Here is a 17,438-nt window from a genome sequence, read left to right on the forward strand (position 1 = left end):
CGCTGATCGCAAGAAACATCGCGATGACAAGCTCGAACACACGTCCCGGAAACTGATTTCGAATGCCTACAACAAAATTTCCCGCATCCTGGCCGTGTTCCGGGCCGTGATACCAGCCCGCATTTGGCGCCTGGCCGTCACGAAAAGTTTGCATCGGCGCCAATTTACTTGCCGTTCTCCAATGCGGCATATGTTTCTGCTTGTAAGCAAGCGCCATGAGCGGGGAACCATGACTTCAACACATGCAGACAAGACGGGTGAAGCCGGCAGCCGCAGCGGCTTTGTCGGGTTGGTTATCGGCGCAATCGGCGTCGTCTACGGCGATATCGGCACCAGCCCGCTCTATGCCTTCCGCGAAGCGCTGAGGCCCTTTGCCGCCGATGGTATACACGAGCCGGAGGTGATCGGTCTGATTTCGCTGATGGTCTGGACCCTGACCGTTATCGTGACCTTCAAATATGTGCTGTTCCTGCTCAGGGCCGACAATGACGGCGAAGGCGGCACGCTCTCGCTTCTCGCCCTTCTGATGAAGAAGATGGGACGAAACGTGCCGGTGCTGTTCTTCGCCGGGCTGATCGGGGCGGCCCTTTTCATCGGCGATGCCATGATCACGCCTGCCCTCTCGGTCATGTCGGCGCTGGAAGGCCTGAAGCTGGTCACGCCGGCCTTTGCCGACTATGTCCCGCTCGCGTCGGCGGCGATCATGATCGTCCTGTTCGCCGCCCAGTCGAGGGGGACGGCTGCTGTCTCGATGTTTTTCGGGCCGGTTACCGTCTTGTGGTTTTTAGCCATGGCAGTTGGCGGCCTCATCCACATCGGCGACGACTGGAGGATCTTGGCTGCGCTCAATCCGATTAATGCGCTCTCGTTCCTTGCCCATGCCGGCAGTGTCGGCCTTATCGTACTTGGCGCCGTCTTTCTGACCGTGACAGGTGCCGAGGCGCTATATGCCGATCTTGGGCATTTCGGGCGGCGCCCGATTCAGACGGCATGGTTCGTGCTCGTCTTTCCGGCATTGCTCCTGAACTATCTCGGCCAGGGCGCACTCGTTCTCTCCCATCCCGAGACGGCATCAAACCCGTTCTTCCTGATGTATCCCGACTGGATCTTGCTGCCAGTGGTCATTCTAGCGACGATGGCAACGATCATCGCCAGTCAGGCCGTCATCACAGGCGCGTTTTCGCTGGCCCGTTCGGCGGTTCATCTCGGCTTCCTGCCAAGGCTGCGCATCAAATTCACATCAGAGACCAACACCGGCCAAATCTATGTGCCGAGCGTCAACGTTCTCCTGCTGATCGGCGTGTTGATGCTGATCTTTTCCTTCGGCGATTCGGAGTCACTGGCGACCGCCTACGGCATCTCGGTGACCGGCACCATGGTCATCTCGACGATGCTGGCCTTCCAGTTCCTGCGGGCCGTGTGGGGCTACTCCCTTGTGCTCTCTGTCGTCCTGCTGCTGCCACTTTTCATCATCGAGGTCCTGTTCCTTGCCGCCAACCTGCTGAAGATCCATGATGGCGGCTGGGTTCCGGTCGCACTGGCGCTGGCGATCATGATCTTGATGTGGACATGGACCCGTGGGCAGGCCTACCTGAAGAGACTGCGGGCCAACAGTGAGATCCCGCTCGATTCCTTCATCAAATCGATCGAGCGGAAGTCGGAACATTCGCCGGTCACCGTGCCGGGAACGGCGGTCTTTCTGACCAGTGTCCCCGACCGGACGCCGAACGTTCTGCTCCACAATCTCAAGCACAATCATGTGCTCCACGAACAGAACGTCATCCTGACCGTCTGGACCGAGGACGAGCCTTACGTCCCCGACAGCAGACGCATCAAGATCAGCCAGCTTTCGCCGCGTTTCGTCCGCCTGGACATCACCTTCGGCTTCATGGACGATCCGGATGTCACCAGGGCCTTGGCTCTCTGCCGGGAGGGCGGCTTCAAGTTCGAGATCATGAAGACCTCCTTCTATCTCGGCCGCCGCAATCTCGTCAGGACGCCGAATACGGGGTTGCCCGGCTGGCAGGAACGGATCTTCATGGCGCTGGAAGGTTTTGCGATCGACCCGTCCGACTATTTCAACCTGCCGTCAAATCGCGTCGTCGAGCTCGGCGAACAGGTCGCCATCTGAGGCGTGAAGATCGTCTCGCCGCCGTCGATCATTGCCGGGATTTAACTCGAAATCCCGGTCCATTCGCTTTACACGCTCTTCTGCGGCAAAGGAGGACAGATGAAGAGGCGGACGCTTATGCTTGGCAGTGCGACCATTGTCGCATCATCGGTCGCTGCAGCGGCATTCTGGCCGCGGCGACATATCGTCGTGGCCGCCGGGACATTCGACTGGAAGGGCACTGATTTCCTCAGCGGCGGCACACGGTCTGTCGCATTGGAAAAGCTGCCCGCGCCGCTCTTCCGGACGCGCCCGAATTGCGTCGCGACTATCGCCCAGACCCTTGGCCCCTGCCATGTCAACGATATCCCGGCGCGTCAGGACGTCACCGAAGGAAAGGCTGGGCTGCCCTTGCGGCTGGCCGTCCGCATCGTCCACGCAGCCGATTGCCGACCGGTCGAAAACGCCGATATCGAAATCTGGCATACCGATCATCGCGGTATCTATTCCGGTCGGGAAGCGGCTGACATGTGTACGCTCAATGATGCCGAGGCGATCGGCGGGCTTGCCTTTCGCGGCCGCCAGTTGACGGATGCGGCCGGGCAGGCAAGCTTTCTGACGGTCTATCCCGGATGGTACAAGGGCCGCACGCCGCATGTTCACTGCCGCATCCTCGTCGAAGGCAGGGAACTTCTCGTCAGCCAGATCTATTTCGACGATGCGCTGAGCGACATCGTCTATGGCGGGCATCCCGACTATCGCCAACGCCCTCCCCGCGATACGCGCAACGATGAGGACGGCCTCATCCCGCAGGACGCCGTCGATCACATATTCGATTTCGAAAAGCTCGACGGCGGCGTGCTTTCCGCCACGATTACGATCGGCCTTTTCTCCTGAGCCGACAGGCGCGAGAACCTTTCCTGCATCAGCCATGAAACCAGACGCAGGATTTCTGCGTACTACTTCTCGACAGCAGCACCTCACCAGAGCATGTCTCGCAAAAGTGTGCAGCGGTTTTGCGATAAAGACATGCGTAAAAACAAAGACCTAAAGCGTGACAAGCGAATCTGAAAGATCGCGACACGCTTTAGATTCAGGCAGCGAGGGATGACGCATGATCAGAAAGGAAGGCATCCCCCCGATCGCCAGGCATGCCGCCAAACAGGGACTCGCCCGGCTGATGATGAGATTGCCGGCCACGCGCGCGACAATCAGAGCCGCCGCGGCGAGCCAGTCCCATCTCTACGAATTGTGCGGCGCCTATGGCGAAGCCTGCTCCGTCCTCGACCGCATGCGCAAGGATAGATCGGCCGATCCTGCGATCATCGCTGAATACGAGATCATTTGCGCGGAAATCGAAGCCGACGTCTTGCGAAGCCTGCTCGGCGACCGCTGAGTGCCTGCCGCCACGGCATCGAGCCGTAGCGGCGATGCGCCCGGCGCCCCTCAGTGCAGCATGCTGTCTTGCAGGATGGAGAGGATCGGCCCGTCCGCTGGTGAATGATGCAACGGCTGAGCTGCGATCTCATGATGGGAAATTCCGTTGCCGTTTTCCGGGCCGGCGAGATCGGCAGCTTCGATCGTGAGGCCGTGATCGCCATTGCCAAGGGTCGACCCGTGCTTTTCGAAGGCAGCCTTGCCGAAATGACGCAGCAGCAAGGTTCCATCCGATACGCTGTTTACCTCGATAGGATTGTCGAGATGGTCGCCGGCCTTGTCCGATGCGGTTTTGTCGAGGCTAAGCTTCAGGCCGTCATGAGATGTGAGCCCGGTATCCGACACCAGGCTGATGCTGGCATCCGCGGCGACCAGACTGTCGGCGCTTGCAAGCCCGACACCACCTTCTTCGATGGTCGTGTTGTCGCTGACGGGGAAGGTGCCTGCGGCAATGATCGAGGGGGAGATGCTGTAAGGCGTGACGTCGCTCGCAATAAAATTGTCGTGGAAGGATCCGGATGCCGGTCGGTCGACCTTCAGCGCCGCCTGCGTCAGGTCATCGAACAGATTGCCGTAAATATCGATGCCCTCACGAACATAGGTCGTCGTGCCGGCTGCGCTGACCGACACGCCCCACACGCCGTCATGGATATAATTGCCGGAGATATCGTAGTTGCGGGTATCGCCCTGGTCACCCAGGCCGACGGCGTAAGACCAGCTGTAGCCGCCGTAGCCGGAGATATCATTGTCATGGATGGCGACATTGGTGCCGGCCTGCGCGCTGATCCCGAAGCCGCCGCCGATAATCGTATTTCCCTCGATCACCGCATCCACGGGCCGCACCAGCGTCAGCACGCCCTTTGGCGTCACCGCCCCCGTCTGATCAAAAGTATTGCCGCTGATGACGATGTTCCTGCTGTCGTTTAGTTGCACGGCATCCGCCGCGGTGCCATGGGCGTTGGTGACAGTATTGTTGAGGAGAGTGACGCCGGTGATCTTCTCGATCCAGATGCCGTCGCCGTTGACGTCGTTGATCGTGCTGTTTTCGATGGTGATGTTCGAGCCGGTCCGGAAGGTGATCGAACCGGACTTGGACAATCCGGTGTGGTCGACCTCGACATTGCGCACGGTCCAATTTGAGACATAACCGGCATAGATAGCCGCGCCTGCTGTGTCGGAGATAGTGATGTTCTCGATGACAATGTTCGACGCATAGAGGCTGTGAATGCCGTCATTGGGGCTATGGATGACGGGGGCATCGCCGATGCCGTAGCTGCCGATGGTGATCGGGGCATCGACAGTGCCGGAATATTTCAGGTCGAGCTGGTCGTTGAACACGCTTCCGGCTGCGAGCAGGACACTGTCGCCAGGCTGCAGCTTCAGGCTTTCCACCGCCGAGAACGACGCAAAGGGCGCGTCCTCACTGGTTCCGGCGTTCGTGTTCGCGCCGGTCACTGAATTCACATAATAAATTGTCATATCGCCTTGTTCTCGCATTGTCGCTCAGTCGTCTCAAACGGCTGCAACGAGTGGATCGGATGCGGTCGGGGGCTGAAGCCAGGATGGCGTTCGATTGCCGTTACGGCGGCGACAGGCCATGGGCCTGCCTCGCTCCCGAGATGCGCCTGGCGGTGGCGCATCCTCAAGATACAACTTTTAAGAAAATAATCCAGAAAACAACGACCGGAAGGTGAACAAACGGTAACGCACCGTCTGGCAATTTACGTTACGGAAGTTGGACAATATATCAACGAGCGCTCAGCGGCCGACCAGCGGCGGCGGCTGGGAGCCTAAATCCTTCGAGGCGCCCTTCCAGGGCGCCTCTGCGTCAGGTCGGGGAGAATTCGGGCTGCATTGCCCGCTCCTCAGCTCAGCAGACCATCCATATGGATGAAGACGGTCAACGTATCCCTGTCGCTATGCTGCGAGGTGCCATCGTTGACCCCGTAGCTGAAGGTTTCGCTCACATGTCCGTCATGATCGGCAGGCAGCTTCGTCTCATCGAGCGTAAAGGCATAGCTGCCATCCCGGTCGACATGGATGGTGCCGTAATCCCCGGTCAGCGTCAGGCCGTGCTTGCCGACGGTTTCGTCGCCGAAGCGGCGAAGCGCCAAGGTCCCGTTGTCGGAACTGTCGTTTTCCAGAAGATTGCCGCGATGGGCCTCGCCCGTATCCGTGAAGATCTTCAAATTGTCATGAACCGCGACAACCGCCGGATCCGCGACGGCGTCCGTCGTTGCCGCCGCCGTGGTGGCAGTTGTTGCCAGCACCGTCTCGACATTGGCGACTGTATGGTTGTTGCTGACGGAAAAGGTACGCGCGTCGGCGACGGCAGGCGATATGCTGTAGACGTCGACGCCGCTTTCGATCGTATTGTTGTAGAAAGAGCCGGATGCCGGCCGGTCGACTTTCAGCGCCGACTGCGTGAGGTCGTCGAAGACATTGTCATGGACCTTGATACCGCTGCGGACATAGCTCGTGCCGTCGACGGGAGCGGTGACGACCACGCCCCACGCCCCGTCATGGATATGGTTGCCGGCGATATCGTAATCTCTGCTATTACCCTGATCGCCGAGACCGATGGCGAACGACCAGCTGTAACCGTGAAAGCCCGATATGTCGTTGTCGCGGATGGCGACATTCTTGCCCGCGGGGGCGCTGATGCCGAAGCCGCCGCCGGTCAGCGTATTGTCCTCGATCACTGCATTGGTGGCTCGCACCAGCGCTATGACGCCTTTCGAACTATCGGCTTGCGTCTGATCGAGATGACTGCCCTGGATCAGAATATTGCTGCTGTCGTTCACCTGGACGGCATCGGCCCTGGCGCCATGGCTGTTGGTCACCGTATTGTTAAGGAGTTTGACGCCGTCGACCTTTTCGATCCAGATGCCGTCGCCGTTGACGCCCGAGATCTTGCTGTCTTCGATCGTGATGTTCTTGCTGCTACGAAAGGTCACCGAACCTGCTTCGGCCGACGATCCCGCCTTGTCGATCTCGACGTTGCGCACCGTCCAATTCGAGACATTGCCGCCATAGATGGCCGCACCGCCAGTGTCTGATATCTTGAGGTTCTCGATGACGATATTCGAGGCGTAAAGACTGTGGACACCGTCATTGCCCCCATGGATAACAGGCGCCTCACCCGTGCCGTAACTGCCGATCTTGATCGGCGCGCTCTCGGTGCCGGAATATTTGATATCGAACTGCTCATTGAACACGCTTCCCTTAGCGAGAAGCACGCTGTCGCCCGGTTTCAGCGTCAAGGATTCCACTTTGGACAAAGTCGCAAAAGCCGAGTTCTGGCCCGTTCCGCTGTTGCGGTCGGAGCCAGTCGCTGAGTTCACATAGTAGATTGTCATATCGCCATGTTGCCCTGTTCATCGGATCGCTATGTCGCCGCAGAGATCGACCGGGATCGATCAATCGCATGCGGCGGGGGCAACCGGCCACGGCAACAAGGCGAGAAGATGTTGTCAATGCGGCAGCGGGCAAATTCGCGGACCTTATTCCACGGGCAACCGCGCTGGCTTGACAAAGTCACAACTTAAGCCGGAAAAACAATAACTTCGAGGCGAATAAATCGCAGATGACCGGATAGGATACGGCTTGAATCAATTAGGTTAGCCCAGCCGGGATGAAGGTGATTCGGTGCCGTGTCAGCGTCTTCTATCCCCTCGCCCGCAATGCCGAGGTCAGCGGCAGCCGCGTGGCGGCAATCGCCGGCAGGGCGCCGCCGAGGATGCCGATCGCAAGGCCGAGCAGGCCGGCGGTGAGGATCACCGCGCCGCTGACGTTGAGCTGAAAAGCCATCTTGGTGTGGTTGGCGCCCATCGTGCTTGCCTGCCAACCGTCGAAAGCCAGCCCGGAGGCGAGGACGCCGAGGCCGGCGCCCGCCAGCGAGAGCAGCACCGCCTCCACCCAGCTCGCAGCGAAAACCGGCAGCCGGGTGAAACCGAGGAGGCGCAGCGTGGCGATCTCGACGCTGCGGTCGGAGACCGAACTCTCATCGTATTCAGGGCCCCCGCCGTCGCTCCGATCGCCATCAGCAGGGCGATCGGCCAGCCGAACAGGCGGATGAGGCTCTCGGTCCGCTCGGCCTGGCCGGCATAGAAATCGGTCTCCGAGACGACGGTAAGCGGCGTGCCGGGCAAGGCCGACAGGCGATCGCGCAACGCCGCCAGCGCGGTTGCGGGATCGCCTGCGCCATCGAGCCGCACCCGCAGGCTCTGCACCGGCCCCTGCCGGTCGAAAGCCGACTGCACCGCTTCCAGATCCGCCCAAATCTCGGATTCGAAGGCGCTGCCGCCTGACGTGAAATGCCCGACGATCCTCCAGTCGAGCGCGCCGAGCCGGATCGTGTCGCCGACGGCAAGGCCGGGAAAGGTGTCCGCGATGCGGGCGCCGACGACGATCTCGCGCGCACCCGGCGAAAACAACCGTCCTTGCGAAAGCCGCGCGCGCTCGCGTAAGGCAGGGCCGGTCACGTCCATGCCCCTCAGCGACAGCGTCTGCTCGGCGCCGTCGCCTTGCCTGATATCGACGGGGACGACGGTCTCGCGCGACAAAGCCGGCTCACCTGCGCCGTCGCGGGCGATCCCAGGGTTGCGGGCAATCCCAGGGTTGCGGGCAATCCCAGGGTTGCGGGCAATCCCAGGGTTGCGAGCAATCCCGCTATCGCCGCCCATGGCGGCAAGGCTGCGGATTGCTTCGGCCGGCACCTCCGAGCCGGTCTCCTGGTTGGTGCCGCCGCCGAGAACGATGGCGATATCAGGCGAGCCGGCGCCGGCAAGCGCGGCCTCGAAGCCCCGTGCCATCGCCAGAAAGCCCGCCAGCACCGCCACGACCAGGGCGACCGACAGCACCATCGACAGCGAGATCGCGAGCCGCCGGGGCAGACTGCCGAGATTGACTCTGATCATGAGAAATATCTGCTTGAGCGCTGATGACATTGGACTATCTCGTTCTGAAGGCGTTGATGATGGGCAGGCGCATGGCGCTGACCGCAGGCAGCAGCCCGGTCAGCAGGCCGAGCCCCGCGATGATGGCGAAAGATTTGATGAGAAGGGTCGCGCCGAAGACGAGGCCGAATTCCGGCTCGATCGAAAGCGTCGCGAGCTTGGCGAGAACGAGCCCACCTGCGCCGCCGACAACGAAGATGAACAGCGTCTCGCCGACGACAAGCGCCATGATCCGCCCCCTGGAAAAACCGAGCACCTTCATGACGCCGATCTCGAAACGACGCTCGCGCACGGCAAACAGCATGGTGTTGATCGCGATCATCAGGATGGTGACGAAGGCCGCACCGACGACAAGGCTGACGATCAGGCCGACATCGGCGAATTGCCTGAGAAACGCCTCGAGGAATTGCTTTTCCGATTGCGTCCGCGTCTGCGCCGCCGAATTGGCGAACAGAGCGTCGATCCGCGCCGCCAGTATGCCTGGCGACACGCCCGGACGCGGACGCACCACGAAGGCGTCGACCGTATCCTTGTCGCCCGCACGGGCGGCATTGAGCGCGTCGTAGCGGGCCAGCATGAAATAGGTGTCGGTGCCGGCATCAGCGCCCTCGAAGATGCCCGCGATGGTGAAGCTCCAGTTCCGGCTGCCGTCGGTCCTGGTCAGCTGGCCGGTAAAGCCGATGCGCTGGCCGATCGACCAGCCCTGAGCCTCCGCTAGCGCCCTGCCGACCAACACCCGGTCGCCGCCCTCTTCGAGCGCCGCGGTCAGCTCCGGCGTCAGCCCGAGCTCTTCGCCGTTGGCCGCCGCAATGGCCTGCGGCTCGACGGCGCTGACGACAACCACATTCTTCTCGACCTCGACGAAGCCCCGCATGCGCGCGGTATAGGCGACGGCGGCGATATCGGGGTCGGCCGCGATGCGATTGATATAGCCAAGCGGCAGAGGCAGGCCTCGTCCCGACTTGTTGAAGACGCCGAGCAGATTGTCGCTGGCGCCGGCCGCGCCCTGGCTGCCGGCAACGAAGCTCGCCGTCAGCCCGTAGATCAGAAAGGCGACGCCGACCGAAAACATCAGCAAAATGGCGCGCAGCCGCTTGCGCCAGGCATTGCGCCGCATGAGCTCGAAGAAGGTCATCGGCCCGCCCTTTCCTCGCTGACGAATTCGCCCTTGTTGAGATGCAGCGTGCGCCGGGCGAAGGAAGCGGCCTCGGGATCATGCGTGACCATGATGATGGTCTTCTGAAGCTCGCGATTGAGAAAGCTCAGCATCTCGAGGATATCATTGGCCGATTTTCGATCGAGATCGCCGGTCGGTTCGTCGCAGAGAAGAAGATCGGGATCGCCGATGATGGCGCGCGCAATGCCGACACGCTGCTGCTGCCCGCCGGACATGCTGGAGGGAAACTGCCGCTGCCGGCCGGCAAGCCCGACGAGTTCCATGACGGTATCGACGCGGGCCCGCCGCTCCTTGCGCCCGAGCGGCTTCAGAAGCAGCGGCAGCTCGATATTTTCCGCCGCATTCAGCATCGGCAGCAGGTTGTAGAATTGGAAGACGATGCCCATGCTGTGTGCCCGCCAGGCCGCCCTGGCGCCTTCGCCCATCTGTTCGAGATGGCTGCGCCCGATCCGGATCTCGCCGGCATCGGGGCTGTCGATGCCGCCGAGCATATTCAGCAGCGTTGATTTCCCCGAACCGGACGGCCCCATGACAGCAACGAAGTCGCCGCGCGGAATGGAAAGGTCGAGTCCGGAGAAAATCGGGATCGTCTCTCTCCCGATCCTGAACGCCTTTCTGACGCCGGCGAGCGCGATGAAGGGGTCGTGGCTGTCGGTCATTGCTTTGCTCCTTGGTGATGGATTGTCGATATCGCAGAGGCCGCCCTCGTCCTTCGAGGCCCTTGCGGGGCACCTCAGGATGAGGTCGGAGAGAGGGCGTGCCATGGAGCACACCGGTCAGCCACCGGCCCCCACGGCACGACGATCAGTCTTCATCCTGAGGTGCGTAGGCCAACGGCCGGAGCCTCGAAGGATGGGGGCGGGTGAAGAGCGCCCGCGCTCCCCTCACCCACCACAAGCCGAATGCGCGCCGCCATCGCAGGGCGCATGCCGGAAGGTGGCGACGTGAGCGACAGGCGCAGCGTCACCGTCCCCTTCTCACGCGAAATGACGGGCGCGATCTTCGCCACTTCCACTGCAAAGGGCTGGCCCGGAAAGCCGTCGAGCACCGCCTCGCCTGAGAGGCCCTGCCGCATCAGCGCGATGTTGGCTTCGGCCACATCCGCATCGATGACCATCTTCGCCGTATCGGTAATCTCAAGCAGGCTTTCATTCTCCCGCACGCTGTCCTCGCGCGACAGCACGGTGTCGCCGACATGCGCGTCGAGCCGCGTCACGGTGCCCGAAATCGGCGCTCGCACGGTCAGCGCCTCGACCTGCTCGCGCGCCCTGTCGATGTCGAGCCTGGCTTTGGCTACATCCTGCCGCGCCCGCAGGGCAGCATTCTCGGCCGTGTCGAAAGCCGTCTTCGCCTCCTCCAGCGCTTGCGCCGACATCGCATCCCGCCCGGCCAGCCGCTCGGTACGTGTCAGCGATGACCGCGCCTGCGCGAGCTCGATATTCCTCGCATCAAGCGCCAGCGCCGCCGCCCGTTCCGATATCTTCGCACCGCGGAGCGCAAACCGGGCGCCGGCATCGTCGAGCCGCGCCAGCACCTGCCCCGCCTCGACCTTGTCGCCCGCCTCGACCTCGACGGCGACAACCCGGCCCTCATATTTGGAAAAAACGATGGCGGTGTCGGGCGCCACGACGTAGCCGGAGCCGGTAACTTCACGGGACGGCGCGGCCCTACTCTTCGCTCCATCGTCGGCCGGAGGCCGCATTCCCTCAACAATCGCACCGCCCCCGGCCGGCGCCTCATGAGCGGATATCCCAGGGTGGTCGCCCGAAACTCCCGCAATCGCGGCCTCGATTCGCTCCAGCGTCCGAGGTCCGTAGAGAGCAACCACCGCCAACGATGCCGTCGCTGCAACGACAAGTATTGCGCCAGGGATCATGCGCCGCCGGGCACGAGGCTCCGGCAGCTCCGTCTTGAAGGCCACCGGCTCGATCGAAAGCGATCTCAGTTGGGCGGCAAGGGTTCGATCATGTTCTGATGTCGTGTTCATGCCGGCCAACATCACCGACCCGGCAGAAATCGCGACCTCGAACACGATCCGGGACGTCCTCGATCGCGATTGTGTACGTGGTCGTGGCCGGCATCGCCCTTCGGGGCCCCTACTCGGCGCCTCAGCATGAGGCCGGAGCGAGGGCCCGGCTTGCCTCACCGGCGAACGCGCGCGCCCTGCCGCCGAGAGCCTAGCCGCAGGCCACAACAATCAGCCCTCATGGTGAGGAGGCCCGCCGGGCCGTCTCGAACCACGAGGGCGGGTGGCTGCGCACTACAGCTTGTCTATCGCCGACGAACCGCCGCCCTCCGCCTTCCTCTGCCGCCAGGCGAGCGGGGTCATATCCGTCACCCGGCGGAATTCGCGGTTGAAATTGGACTTCGTCTGGAAGCCGACGTCGAACATCACTTCGGTCACCGATTTTTCGGTGACCGAAAGCAGGCGGCAGGCCTCGCCGATCCTGTAATCATTGACATATTGCGAGACGTTCTTGTCCATCGCCCGGTTGATCGCCGCCGAGATCTGGCGCGCGGGGATGCCGGCCTTGCGGGCGAGCCGGTCGAGATTGAGATTGGCGTCGCGATAGAGCTTCCTTGTCACCATCAGCGCGTCGACGGTAGCGATCGTCTCCTTGTCTTCGCTCGCCTCCGGCCTCGCCGCCGCCTCCGCCGTTCGGCCGGCGCCCGGCTTCGGCTGGCGGCGGCCGCCGCAGTGCCGAGAATGACGAGGGCGGCGAGATTGCCGACGCTGATCACGGTCAGCGCGTGCTCGCCATGCGCCCAGGTGAAGTCGAAGAAGACGAAGGTATCGACCGCGGCCGACAGGCAGAGCGCCGCCGCCGTGAAGATGATGGCCCGATAGGCCGGCACCGCTCCCTCGAAAGGCGCGAGCCGAAGCGCATCTGCGCCCGGGCGCATCAGCAGCAGGATCGCCAAGGCGTAACCGACGAAGATCAGCACCAGCGCAATGTCGATCGCCTCCCGCCAGAACGCCACCAGCAGCAGGATGAGGACGGCGGGCACGGCATGCAGCCCGAGGCGTCCCGCAAGCGGCCGCCAGCTCGTCTCACCAGCCTGGAAACGCCGGCATAGGCGAGCGGCGGCACCGTCGCCGCGATGACAGGAGCGATCACGCCGACCACCTGCATCCCATAGCCCCAACGCAAGCCGGAGAGGACGGATTGCAGTGCGCTCAGCAGGATGAGCACCAGAAACGGCCGGTTGGGTTGCCCCTCCTCGTCGCGTCTGAAGACGATGACGAAGAGGATGAGCAGAAGGAGGGCGACGACGAAGGGAAGCGGAATGAACAGCATGGCCTGGCGGGATCGGGATCACGGATAGACGGCCATCATTGCCGACATCCTCGCGCGAAGCGACCTCCATCGTGTTTTAGAACGCGTTTTCAGGAGAAATTCTTTTGAATTGACGGCCGCCGGCCGAGCTAGCCATGAACGCCGGCATCAGACGCGTTGCAGGAATGCAAGCACGCGCGCCGTCAGGAGCGCGGTGGCATCCGCGTCATAGGACGGAAGCGAGCTGTCAGCGAAATAGTGCTGGTCGCCGGGGTAGAGAAAGAGCTCCGCGTCCGCGACCTTCGCGACGATCTCGCGGGCGGCATCGATGTCGCCCTCGCCGACGAAGATCGGGTCGTTGTCCATACCGTGGATCTGCACCGCGACACCATCCGGCCAGGGTCCGAAGGCCCATTCGCCGCTAATCGGCAGGCAGGAATAGAAAAGCAGAGCTCCACGGGCTCCTGGCCGCGTTTGTGCCAGCTTCTGCGCCGGCAACACACCGAATGAGAAACCGGCATAGACAAGTTCGGCAGGCAGTTCGTCGGCAACCCGGACGCCGCGCTCCCTGATGGCGTCGAACCCGTTCTCGCCGATATGGGCGAGACCTTCCTCGATGCTTCCGAACGTGCGGCCATCGAACAGGTCAGGCGTGTGCACGATGTGGCCGGCAGCCCTGATATCGTCGGCGAAGGCCCGCACTCCAGGCGTCAGCCCCTGGGCGTGATGGAACAGCAAGATTTCAGCCATAGGCGCCTCCGGGAGAGTCGGCACATTTTGATAAAAGTTCGCAGCAGTCCGGATTGAGCGCGCGGCAGCCGTCTCCGATGTCGCGGCTCTGCTCCGATGACCGGTTCTATGGCGTCGCGCCGAAGAAGGCGAGCCGGGTGAAGATCGTATACTGCGATTCCGATACCATCAGCGCGACGAAGACCAGCACCAGCACCGGCGGCAGCAGGATGGCGTAGACGAGCGCCAGCCGTTCCCAGGCCATGTGCATGAAAACCGCAACGATCAGCCCGGCCTTCAGCATCATGAACACCAGGATCAGAAACCACCGGAGATAGCCCTGGATGCCGAGATAATCGACCATGTAGGAAAAGGCGCTGAGCACGAAGAGCAGGCCCCAGACGAAGAGATAGAGCCGGATCGGATGCTGCTGCCCGCTATGTGCCTGTACATGTACCGTTTGGCTTTGCCCATGCGCCGTTGTCTCGCTCATGACGACCTCACCACAGATAGAAGAACGCGAAGATGAAGACCCAGACCAGGTCGACGAAGTGCCAGTAGAGGCCCATGATCTCGACGGCCTCGTAGCGCCCTCTCCGGCTGGTAAAGAAGCCGCGCCGTTCCACATCGAAATCGCCGCGCCAGACCTTGCGGGCGACGATGAGGAGGAAGATGACGCCGATCGTGACATGGGTGCCGTGAAAGCCTGTGATCATGAAGAAGGTCGATCCGAACTGCGCTGCCCCCCACGGGTTCTCCCAGGGGCGTACGCCTTCGGTGATCAGCTTGGTCCATTCGAAGGCCTGCATGCCGACGAAACATGCGCCGAGAAGTGCTGTCAGCAGCATCAGGACAGCAGTCCTCCCGCGTTCGCGGCGATAGCCGAAATTGACCGCCATCGCCATCGTGCCGCTGCTCGAGATCAGCACGAAGGTCATGATCGCGATCAGGATCAGCGGCACGTCCTGGCCGCCGATATGGAGAGCGAAAACCTCGCTCGGATTGGGCCAGGCGACGGGCGTCGACATGCGGGCGGTCATATAGGCGAGCAGGAAACAGCCGAAGACGAAAGTATCGCTGAGCAGAAATATCCACATCATCGCCTTGCCCCAGGAGGCGGTTTTGAAGGAGCGCTGGTCCGAGGCGAAATCGGCGGCGACGCCGCGCAGGCCGACCGACCTGAGATCCGGCTCGCCGTGTGTCTGGACAGGATGTGCCATCTGCAAATCTCCCGGTTGAGCCCCTAGTTCAGCAATGTGCGGCAGAGATCGACGAAATCATTCGCCCACCCGGCAAAGAGCGCAAACAGCAGCAGCCAGACGGCAAGCATGAAATGCGAATAGATCGCCGAAAGGTCGACGCTGAGGCTGAGCCTGTCCGACGCGATGTCGGTCGCGAAAGCGCGCAGGGTCGTGTGACCCAGCACCGTCAGCCCGCCGAGGATGTGCAGGCCGTGCAGACCGGTCAGCATATAGAAGAAACTGTTGGCGGGATTGTCGGCCAGCACATATCCCGCCGCCGTCAGCTCGCGCCATGCCTGGATCTGTCCGGCGAGAAACAGGACGGCAAGAGCAAATGCGACGGCAAGCGCCGGCCGCAGGCGTTCGACGCGGCCGTGCAGCGCTTCGCGTCTGGCCCATTGCAGTGCGGCGCTGCTCAAGGCGAGTGCTGCCGTGTTGACCCAGAGCAGACGCGGAACCGGCATCCCCCACCAGTCCGTCGACGCTGCACGCATGAAATAGGCGCTGACGGCAAGACTGAAGACGGCACCGACGACGCCGAGAAATACGAAGAGGCCGATCTTCACCGCCGGCGCGGGCGGCCGCTCAGCGCCGGCATGATCCGGCAGCTGCACCGAGCCGGTTTCGAGCCAGGGCTTCGAGGTCAGCCGCTGCCCCGCCAACCACCAGATGATGATGGCGGCGATGGCCGCGAGGAAGATCAGCGTGACGTTCATGCCGGAAGCTCCCGTGTGGCCTCGCCGCTTGCCGGCACCGTCTGCGAAATGAAATCCTCGGCCGCTCCCGGCACGCTGTAATCATAGGCCCAGCGATAGACCACAGGCAGGTCCTTGCCCCAGTTTCCGTGCGCCGGCGGCGTCTGCGGCGTCTGCCATTCGAGCGTCGTCGCCCGCCATGGATTGCCGCCCGCCTCTCTTCCCCGGAAAAGGCTCCAGGCCAGATTGAACAGGAAGACCACCTGCCCGGCCCCGACGACGAGCGCCATGACTGAAATGAAGATGTTCAGCGTATGCGCCGAAGGTGGAACGAAGGCGGCCTCTCCCATCTCGAAATAGCGGCGCGGCACGCCGAGCAGGCCGAGATAATGCATCGGAAAGAAGATCGCATAGGTGCCGAGAAAGGTGATCCAGAAGTGGATATGGCCGAGGACGTCGTTCAACATGCGCCCCGTCACCTTCGGATACCAGTGATAGATCGCCCCGAAGATGACGAGGATCGGCGCGACACCCATCACCATGTGGAAATGCGCGACGACGAACATCGTATCCGACAGCGGCACGTCGACGACGACATTGCCGAGGAAGAGGCCGGTCAGGCCGCCATTGACGAAGGTGACGATGAAGGCGAGCGCAAACAGCATCGGCAACGTCAGGTGGATATCGCCGCGCCAGAGCGTCAACACCCAGTTATAGACCTTGATCGCCGTCGGGACGGCGATGATCAGCGTCGTGGTGGCGAAGAAGAAGCCGAAGGCGGGGTTCATGCCGCTGACATACATGTGGTGGGCCCAGACGACGAAGCTCAAGGCGCCGATGATGACGATCGCCCAGACCATCATGCGGTAGCCGAAGATGTTCTTGCGCGCATGCGTGCTGATCAGGTCCGAGACGATGCCGAAGGCCGGCAGTGCGACGATGTAGACCTCGGGATGCCCAAAGAACCAGAACAGGTGCTGGAACAGGATCGGGCTGCCGCCGCCATGCTGCAGCTGCGTGCCCATTTCGACGATGGCGGGCATGAAGAAGCTGGTGCCGAGCAGGCGGTCGAACATCATCATCACACAGGCGACGAAGAGGGCGGGAAAGGCCAAGAGCGCCATCACGGTCGCAGTGAAGATGCCCCAGACGGTGAGCGGCATCCGCATCAGCGTCATGCCGCGCGCCCGCCCCTGCAGCACGGTCACCACATAGTTCAGCCCGCCCATGGTAAAGCCGATGATGAAGACGATCAGCGAAGTGAGCATCAAGAGGATGCCCCAGTCCTTGCCGCCGGGCGTGCCTGAGAGAACCGCCTGCGGCGGATAAAGCGTCCAGCCCGCCCCCGTCGGGCCGCCGGGCGCAAAGAAGCCGGCGGCGAGGATCAGCACCGCGAGGAGATAGATCCAGTAGCTCAGCATGTTGGCGTAGGGAAACACCATGTCGCGCGCGCCGACCATCAGCGGAATGAGGTAATTGCCGAAGCCGCCGAGGAAGAGCGCGGTCAGGAGATAGATCACCATGATCATGCCGTGCATGGTGATGAATTGGTAATAGTGATCGGCATCGATGAAGGTGAAATAGCCGGGAAAAGCAAGCTGGATCCGCATCAGCCAGGAGAGCACCAGCGCCACAAGACCGATCGCGATCGCCGTCAGCGAATATTGCACGGCGATGATCTTGGCGTCCTGGCTGAACACATATTTCGTCCACCAGCTTCTCGGATGATAAAGCTCGACATCCTCGACTTCGGCGGACGGGATGCTGCCGGATGGAATCTCGACCATGATCTCTCTTCCCTTTCCCCGATGCG

13 protein-coding genes and 2 pseudogenes are annotated in these 17,438 nt (G+C 62.2%); 3 read left to right on the forward strand and 12 right to left on the reverse strand.

The window, feature by feature from the left end; all coding sequences use genetic code 11:
- Nucleotides 1-229 precede the first annotated feature (229 nt).
- From K6M89_RS08060 to K6M89_RS08070, 3 genes are all read left to right on the forward strand, one after another.
- Nucleotides 230-2,131, forward strand: coding sequence for a potassium transporter Kup (locus K6M89_RS08060; RefSeq protein ID WP_222139050.1), 1,902 nt, complete (start codon nt 230-232; stop codon nt 2,129-2,131).
- A 99-nt stretch (nt 2,132-2,230) separates the two neighbouring features.
- Nucleotides 2,231-3,007 (forward strand): dioxygenase family protein, encoded by a 777-nt coding sequence (locus K6M89_RS08065; protein WP_222139051.1) that lies wholly within the window; start codon nt 2,231-2,233, stop codon nt 3,005-3,007.
- A 217-nt stretch (nt 3,008-3,224) separates the two neighbouring features.
- The gene (locus K6M89_RS08070) at nt 3,225-3,506 is read left to right on the forward strand and encodes a nodulation protein (protein WP_222139052.1); all 282 of its coding nucleotides are present in this window, start codon (nt 3,225-3,227) and stop codon (nt 3,504-3,506) included.
- A 50-nt stretch (nt 3,507-3,556) separates the two neighbouring features.
- On the opposite strand, the gene K6M89_RS08075 is transcribed toward K6M89_RS08070, so the two are convergent.
- The 12 genes and pseudogenes from K6M89_RS08075 to ctaD all read right to left on the reverse strand — a co-directional run bounded on the left by K6M89_RS08075 (nt 3,557) and on the right by ctaD (nt 17,412).
- Nucleotides 3,557-5,026: a right-handed parallel beta-helix repeat-containing protein gene (locus tag K6M89_RS08075; protein WP_222139053.1), complete on the reverse strand. Its 1,470-nt coding sequence runs from the start codon at nt 5,024-5,026 to the stop codon at nt 3,557-3,559.
- A gap of 386 nt (nt 5,027-5,412) precedes the next feature.
- Nucleotides 5,413-6,906, reverse strand: coding sequence for a right-handed parallel beta-helix repeat-containing protein (locus tag K6M89_RS08080; protein ID WP_222139054.1), 1,494 nt, complete (start codon nt 6,904-6,906; stop codon nt 5,413-5,415).
- Nucleotides 6,907-7,213: 307 nt separating this feature from the next.
- Nucleotides 7,214-8,496: pseudogene (locus K6M89_RS08085) on the reverse strand (ABC transporter permease).
- Nucleotides 8,497-8,500: 4 nt separating this feature from the next.
- Nucleotides 8,501-9,640, reverse strand: a complete 1,140-nt coding sequence (locus K6M89_RS08090) for an ABC transporter permease (RefSeq protein ID WP_222139055.1) — start codon at nt 9,638-9,640, stop codon at nt 8,501-8,503.
- Nucleotides 9,637-10,341: an ABC transporter ATP-binding protein gene (locus K6M89_RS08095; RefSeq protein ID WP_097584272.1), complete on the reverse strand. Its 705-nt coding sequence runs from the start codon at nt 10,339-10,341 to the stop codon at nt 9,637-9,639. Before K6M89_RS08095 ends, K6M89_RS08090 begins: the two co-directional genes overlap by 4 nt.
- Before the next feature lie 152 nt (nt 10,342-10,493).
- Nucleotides 10,494-11,714: an efflux RND transporter periplasmic adaptor subunit gene (locus K6M89_RS08100; protein ID WP_222139056.1), complete on the reverse strand. Its 1,221-nt coding sequence runs from the start codon at nt 11,712-11,714 to the stop codon at nt 10,494-10,496.
- Nucleotides 11,715-11,942: 228 nt separating this feature from the next.
- Nucleotides 11,943-12,981, reverse strand: a pseudogene (locus K6M89_RS08105) (helix-turn-helix domain-containing protein).
- Nucleotides 12,982-13,128: 147 nt separating this feature from the next.
- Entirely contained in the window at nt 13,129-13,710 is a 582-nt protein-coding gene (locus K6M89_RS08110) for a dienelactone hydrolase family protein (RefSeq protein ID WP_097584268.1), read from the reverse strand.
- A 106-nt stretch (nt 13,711-13,816) separates the two neighbouring features.
- Nucleotides 13,817-14,182: a cytochrome C oxidase subunit IV family protein gene (locus K6M89_RS08115; protein ID WP_039620571.1), complete on the reverse strand. Its 366-nt coding sequence runs from the start codon at nt 14,180-14,182 to the stop codon at nt 13,817-13,819.
- A 7-nt stretch (nt 14,183-14,189) separates the two neighbouring features.
- Complete coding sequence (locus K6M89_RS08120) at nt 14,190-14,909, reverse strand: heme-copper oxidase subunit III family protein (RefSeq protein ID WP_222139057.1); 720 nt, start codon at nt 14,907-14,909, stop codon at nt 14,190-14,192.
- A gap of 23 nt (nt 14,910-14,932) precedes the next feature.
- Nucleotides 14,933-15,646, reverse strand: coding sequence for a cytochrome c oxidase subunit 3 (locus K6M89_RS08125; protein ID WP_222139058.1), 714 nt, complete (start codon nt 15,644-15,646; stop codon nt 14,933-14,935).
- Complete coding sequence (ctaD, locus tag K6M89_RS08130; RefSeq protein ID WP_222139059.1) at nt 15,643-17,412, reverse strand: cytochrome c oxidase subunit I; 1,770 nt, start codon at nt 17,410-17,412, stop codon at nt 15,643-15,645. The genes K6M89_RS08125 and ctaD overlap by 4 nt, the downstream gene beginning before the upstream one ends.
- Between the last annotated feature and the right edge of the window lie 26 nt (nt 17,413-17,438).

The organism is Rhizobium croatiense (assembly GCF_019793465.1).
Lineage (GTDB): Bacteria > Pseudomonadota > Alphaproteobacteria > Rhizobiales > Rhizobiaceae > Rhizobium > Rhizobium croatiense.

What these genes read in the sequence shown, in the direction of transcription:
- K6M89_RS08070 (WP_222139052.1), top strand. Translation starts at nt 3,225, where the DNA reads ATGATCAGAAAGGAAGGCATCCCCCCGATCGCCAGGCATGCCGCCAAA.
- K6M89_RS08115 (WP_039620571.1), bottom strand. Translation starts at nt 14,182, where the DNA reads ATGAGCGAGACAACGGCGCATGGGCAAAGCCAAACGGTACATGTACAG.
- K6M89_RS08095 (WP_097584272.1), bottom strand. Translation starts at nt 10,341, where the DNA reads ATGACCGACAGCCACGACCCCTTCATCGCGCTCGCCGGCGTCAGAAAG.
- K6M89_RS08110 (WP_097584268.1), bottom strand. Translation starts at nt 13,710, where the DNA reads ATGGCTGAAATCTTGCTGTTCCATCACGCCCAGGGGCTGACGCCTGGA.
- K6M89_RS08090 (WP_222139055.1), bottom strand. Translation starts at nt 9,640, where the DNA reads ATGACCTTCTTCGAGCTCATGCGGCGCAATGCCTGGCGCAAGCGGCTG.
- ctaD (WP_222139059.1), bottom strand. Translation starts at nt 17,412, where the DNA reads ATGGTCGAGATTCCATCCGGCAGCATCCCGTCCGCCGAAGTCGAGGAT.
- K6M89_RS08065 (WP_222139051.1), top strand. Translation starts at nt 2,231, where the DNA reads ATGAAGAGGCGGACGCTTATGCTTGGCAGTGCGACCATTGTCGCATCA.
- K6M89_RS08060 (WP_222139050.1), top strand. Translation starts at nt 230, where the DNA reads ATGACTTCAACACATGCAGACAAGACGGGTGAAGCCGGCAGCCGCAGC.
- K6M89_RS08075 (WP_222139053.1), bottom strand. Translation starts at nt 5,026, where the DNA reads ATGACAATTTATTATGTGAATTCAGTGACCGGCGCGAACACGAACGCC.
- K6M89_RS08080 (WP_222139054.1), bottom strand. Translation starts at nt 6,906, where the DNA reads ATGACAATCTACTATGTGAACTCAGCGACTGGCTCCGACCGCAACAGC.
- K6M89_RS08120 (WP_222139057.1), bottom strand. Translation starts at nt 14,909, where the DNA reads ATGGCACATCCTGTCCAGACACACGGCGAGCCGGATCTCAGGTCGGTC.
- K6M89_RS08125 (WP_222139058.1), bottom strand. Translation starts at nt 15,646, where the DNA reads ATGAACGTCACGCTGATCTTCCTCGCGGCCATCGCCGCCATCATCATC.